General features: G+C 69.9%; 6 protein-coding genes and 1 pseudogene. 6 read left to right on the top strand and 1 reads right to left on the bottom strand.

The features are described 5' to 3' along the window. Positions 1-515 (bottom strand): annotated as a pseudogene (locus tag ASG00_RS17475) (amino acid--tRNA ligase-related protein); the annotation flags it as partial. 100 nt (positions 516-615) lie between these two features. On the opposite strand from ASG00_RS17475, the gene ASG00_RS06655 reads away from it, so the two are divergent. From ASG00_RS06655 to ASG00_RS17470, 6 genes are all read left to right on the top strand, one after another. Then, positions 616-1,038, top strand: a complete 423-nt coding sequence (locus ASG00_RS06655; protein WP_156454786.1) for a DUF6264 family protein — start codon at positions 616-618, stop codon at positions 1,036-1,038. Positions 1,039-1,158: 120 nt separating this feature from the next. Continuing rightward, positions 1,159-1,878, top strand: coding sequence for a DedA family protein (locus ASG00_RS06650; protein WP_056207743.1), 720 nt, complete (start codon positions 1,159-1,161; stop codon positions 1,876-1,878). A gap of 50 nt (positions 1,879-1,928) precedes the next feature. Beyond that, entirely contained in the window at positions 1,929-2,558 is a 630-nt protein-coding gene (locus ASG00_RS06645; protein ID WP_056207741.1) for a histidine phosphatase family protein, read from the top strand. A 2-nt stretch (positions 2,559-2,560) separates the two neighbouring features. Beyond that, positions 2,561-3,169 carry a TlpA family protein disulfide reductase gene (locus ASG00_RS06640; protein ID WP_045247745.1) on the top strand — a complete coding sequence of 203 codons (609 nt, stop codon included), beginning with the start codon at positions 2,561-2,563 and terminating at the stop codon, positions 3,167-3,169. 28 nt (positions 3,170-3,197) lie between these two features. Beyond that, positions 3,198-3,938, top strand: coding sequence for a cytochrome c biogenesis CcdA family protein (locus ASG00_RS06635; RefSeq protein WP_056207738.1), 741 nt, complete (start codon positions 3,198-3,200; stop codon positions 3,936-3,938). Continuing rightward, the coding region (locus ASG00_RS17470; protein WP_235559351.1) for a cytochrome c biogenesis protein ResB at positions 3,919-4,642 on the top strand (724 nt) is incomplete at its 3' end. The genes ASG00_RS06635 and ASG00_RS17470, both read left to right, overlap by 20 nt.

Genomic DNA, 4,642 nt, shown 5'->3' with positions numbered 1-4,642 from the left:
AGGCGGTCTTGTCCTCGAAGTAGTCGAGGGAGAAGAGCTCCGCGTTCGACTCCGACGGGCTCGCCATGAGCTTGGGGGAGTGGATCTCGATGTAGTCGCGCTCCACCCAGTAGGTGCGCAGTGCATGCTCGAAGGTCGTCTGCACGCGGAAGATGAGGTTGTTGCGGGCCTGGCGCAGGTCGAGGAAGCGCCAGTCCATGCGCTTGTCGAGGCCGCTGTCGGCGGCGATCGGGGTCTCGGGGTTGGCCGCCGCCGCGACCTCGAGCGTCGCGATCTTGATCTCGACGCCGCCGAGCTTCACCCGCTCGTCGTGCTTCAGCTCTCCCGTGACCGTGAGGAACGTGCCGCTCGCGAGCGCCGAGATCTCCTCGGTGAGGGCGAGGGCGACGGATGCCGCGGCATCCGCATCGTCGGTCACCTCGCGGGTTGCGGGGTTCACCAGCTGCACGGCGCCGGTCTCATCGCGCAGGATGACGAACTGCACCTTCTTCTGATCGCGCACCGTCTCGACCCAGNCCCGGACCGGTCCTTCGGGGAGGGACTTCAGCTGCTTGACGAGGACGCGTTCGCTCACAAACCTTCAGTCTACGTGCGGCCCGCCTCTAGCATGACGGCATGAGCCAGCCGCCGGTGCCGCCCGCGGGGCCTCCGCAACCGCCCGTCGGGTCGCCGCTGCCGCCCGCCCCGGTCGCGGTGACCGCGCCGGGGGTGCGCCGCACCTGGGACCTGGTGCTGACGATCGTGCTGCTGGTCTTGCTGATCGTGCCGGCGCTCATCGCCTCATACATGGCGGTGTTCCTCGTGTTCGCGTTCGACGCGTGCTCGAGCGACACCTGCAATGACGGCCTCGGCACCGTCGGTTTCTTCGTCGCGATGATCGCACCGTGGGCCGTGCTGGTCGTGGCGGGCGTGGTCGCGATCGTGCTGCTCGTGCGGCGGCGGCTGGCGTTCTGGGTTCCGCTCGTCGCGCTCGTGCTGATGGCGCTCGCGTGGTGTGGCGGCGCGGCGATCGTGTTCGGGTCGGCGAACCTGCGCTGACCGCGCCGCAGGGGCTCCCAGCCCTTTGGGATGTCGGCTTCATAGGGTCGGACGAGTGCGCCTCGCGGCGCGCCGATCACCGTTCCGCATGGCCGACACTGCCGACCCCGAGGATGTCCGATGACCGACGCCGCCCTGGCCGCTCCCCCCTTCCGTCCCGCCGCGACACTGCGGGCCGCGGCATCCGATGAACCGGATGACTCGTGGCTCGGCGCCCTCGTCGAGTGGGTCGTCTCACTCATGGACGTCATCGGCCCGGTCGGTGCGGGCATCGCGATCGCGCTCGAGAACCTCTTCCCGCCGCTGCCGAGCGAGGCGATCCTTCCGCTCGCGGGGTTCGCCGCCAACCGCGGCATGTTCACGCTCGTCGAGGCGCTCGTCTGGACGACGCTCGGTTCGGTCGTCGGTGCGCTCATCCTCTACGGCATCGGAGCATGGCTCGGGCTGGATCGGCTCCGCCGCGTCGCGGCGAAGGTGCCGCTGCTGCACGTCGAGGACGTCGACCGCACCGTGGAGTGGTTCGGTCGCCACGGGGCGAAGGCGGTGTTCTTCGGGCGGATGATCCCGATCTTCCGCAGCCTCATCTCCATCCCGGCCGGTGTCACCCGCATGCCGTTGTGGCGGTTCACGCTGCTCACGACCGCGGGCAGCGCGATCTGGAACACCGCGTTCGTTCTCGCCGGATTCTTCCTCGGCGAGTCGTGGCCGGTCATCGAGCAGTACGCCGACATCCTGCAGTACGTCGTGATCGCCGCCGTCGTGATCGGGGTCGCCTGGTTCGGGTGGGTGCGGGTGCGCCAGCTGCTGCGCACCCGACGCGGGTCGGTCGACGAGGCCTGAGCGCCCGCCGCTCAGGCCAGACACAGAAGCAGCGCCCGTAAACTGTGCGGGTGTCCGCCGACCGACTGCATCTCGTGCGCCACGGTGAGGTCCATAACCCCGATCACGTCCTGTACGGACGTCTGCCGAATTTCCGGCTGAGCGTCGACGGTCGGGTCATGGCCCGCCGCGCCGCCGAATACGTGCACGGGCTGGGGCGCCCGGTCGGGGCGCTCGTGTGCTCGCCGCTGCAGCGCACCCGGGAGTCGGCCGAGCCGTTCACCGAGCTGTTCGGCATCGAGCCGCGCGTCGATGAGCGCGTGATCGAGCCGACGAACGTGTTCGAGGGCCGGCGGATGTCGCGCGCCCTGCGCAACCCGCTGAACTGGCGCCATCTCCTGCGACCCTCGGTGCCGAGCTGGGGCGAGCCCTACGCCCAGGTCGCCGCGCGCATGGATGACGCGATGACCGAGGCGTGGAACCTGACCGCCGCCGGCGACGTGGTCGTCGTCTCGCACCAGCTTCCGATCTGGGTGACGCACCTCGCCGTCGCGGGCCTCCCGTTCCGGCACGACCCCCGGTCGCGCCGCTGCGGGCTCTCCAGCGTGACCAGCTTCGAGCGACGGGGCGAGCGCTGGGTCGAGATCGATTACGTCGAGCCGGCGTCGCTGTCGGGCGCCGTGGATGTGGGAGCAGTGTGACGATGACCAGACCCAACCGCCGCGGCATCCGCGTCATCGCCGCCGCCGTCGTCGCGGCCGCAGCCCTCGTGCTGGCCGGCTGCAGCAACGATTCGCTCGCTGCGCAGTACCGCGCCGGCGACAACAAGGGCTTCATCTCGGGCGACTTCCAGGTGCAGGAGATCCCCGCCGACCAGCGCGGCGACGCGGTGACCTTCTCGGGAACGACCGATCAGGGCACCGACGTCACGAGCAGCCAGTACCTCGGCAAGGTCGTCGTCGTGAACTTCTGGTACGCCGCGTGCGGCCCGTGCCGCGCCGAGGCGCCCGTGCTCGAGAAGGCGTTCACCGACGTGAAGGGGCAGGACGTCGAGTTCCTCGGCGTCAACATCTACGACCAGGCCGAGACGTCGCGCTCGTTCGCGCAGACCTACGGGGTGAGTTACCCGAGCGTGATCGCGATCAACAACGGCGACATCAAGATGTCGTTCGCGAAGTACGTGCCGCTGAGTGCCGTGCCGGTCACGGTCGTTCTCGACAAGCAGGGTCGCGTGTCCTCGCGCATCGTGAGTCAGCTCTCGGACGCCTCGATCCTCACCTCGTTGATCACCACGGCGGGGCAGACGTCGTGACCCGCGCCCGCCGGACCCGGGGGCACGCATGAGCGACATCGTCGCCGGCGGCGCCCTCTGGCTCGCGATCCCGATCGCGATGCTGGCAGGGCTCGTCTCCTTCCTCTCGCCGTGCGTGCTGCCGCTGGTGCCGGGCTATCTCGGATTCATCGGCGGCGCCGTCGCTCCGCGCCGCGGTGGCGGGCAGGCCACGCGCGGACGCCTCGTGCTGGGTGTCGTGCTCTTCATCGCCGGGTTCACCGTGATCTTCATGGCGATGAACGTCCTCGGCGGCACGTTCGGCGCGTTCCTCATCTCGTACAACGCGATCATCACGCGGGTGCTGGGAGTCGCGATCATCCTGCTCGGCCTCGTGTTCATCGGGATGTTCGGGTTCGCGCAGCGCACGTTGAAGCCGGTGGTGCGCGGCAACCTCGGCCTCATCGGGGCGCCGCTGCTGGGGCTGGCCCTCGGCATCGGCTGGGCGCCCTGCATCGGCCCGACCCTCGCGATCATCCTCGGCATGTCGTTCACGCAGGCCTCCGCGGGGCGGGGGGCCGTGCTCGGCCTCGCCTACTCGCTCGGGCTCGGCATCCCGTTCCTGCTCATCGCCCTCGGCTTCGGCTGGGCGGCCGGCGCCGTCGCGTTCATCCGCCGCCACATCCGCGTCGTCAACATCATCGGAGGCGTGCTCCTCATCCTCGTCGGCCTCGCCATGGTCACGGGTCTGTGGACCGACCTCATGTCCCACCTCCAGGGGGTGTTCTCGAGTGTCCCGCTCCCGCTCTGAGTCCGGTCGCGACGCCGACCCGTTGCGTCCGTCCGACCACATCGACGGCGCCGACGAGGCCGATGCCGTCGGCTCCGTCGACGAGAAGGATGCCGCATCCGCCGTCACTTCGCCGCGACTCGGTCCGCTCGGCTGGGCGCGGTGGGCGTGGCGTCAGCTCACGAGCATGCGCACGGCCCTGATCCTGCTGCTGCTGCTGGCGATCGCCGCGGTGCCCGGATCGATCGTGCCGCAGCGCACGGCGGACCCGAACGGCGTCACGCAGTACCAGACCGACCACCCCGATCTGTTCCCGATCCTCGACAAGCTGCAGCTGTTCGACGTCTACTCGTCGGCGTGGTTCTCGGCGATCTACCTGCTGCTGTTCATCTCGCTGATCGGCTGCGTGATCCCGCGTCTGAAGCACCACTGGAAGGCCATGCGGGCGCTCCCCCCGCGCACGCCGGCTCGGCTCTCCCGCCTCGACGACCACCGCGCCGCCACCCTCACGCTCGCCGACGGCGTCGATGCGACGACCGCCGCGGCGGACGCGATCGACGCCGCAGAGCGGATGCTGCGTGGCGCCCGCTACCGGGTGCACCGCTACGACGGCCGCGGCTCGTACTCCGTGTCGGCCGAGCGCGGCTATCTGCGCGAGACGGGCAACCTCCTCTTCCACATCGCGTTGGTGGGAGTGCTGATCGCGGTCGGCGTCGGCGGGGCGT

The sequence above is a fragment of the Microbacterium sp. Leaf351 genome (assembly GCF_001423825.1).
Classification (GTDB): Bacteria; Actinomycetota; Actinomycetes; order Actinomycetales; family Microbacteriaceae; genus Microbacterium; species Microbacterium ginsengisoli.
Note: the sequence above shows the minus strand (reverse complement) of the source record. Positions and strands in the feature narration are given on the sequence as shown.

Coding starts and splice junctions, on each gene's coding strand:
- ASG00_RS06640 (WP_045247745.1), top strand. CDS start 2,561: ATGACCAGACCCAACCGCCGCGGCATCCGCGTCATCGCCGCCGCCGTC.
- ASG00_RS06655 (WP_156454786.1), top strand. CDS start 616: ATGAGCCAGCCGCCGGTGCCGCCCGCGGGGCCTCCGCAACCGCCCGTC.
- ASG00_RS06650 (WP_056207743.1), top strand. CDS start 1,159: ATGACCGACGCCGCCCTGGCCGCTCCCCCCTTCCGTCCCGCCGCGACA.
- ASG00_RS06635 (WP_056207738.1), top strand. CDS start 3,198: ATGAGCGACATCGTCGCCGGCGGCGCCCTCTGGCTCGCGATCCCGATC.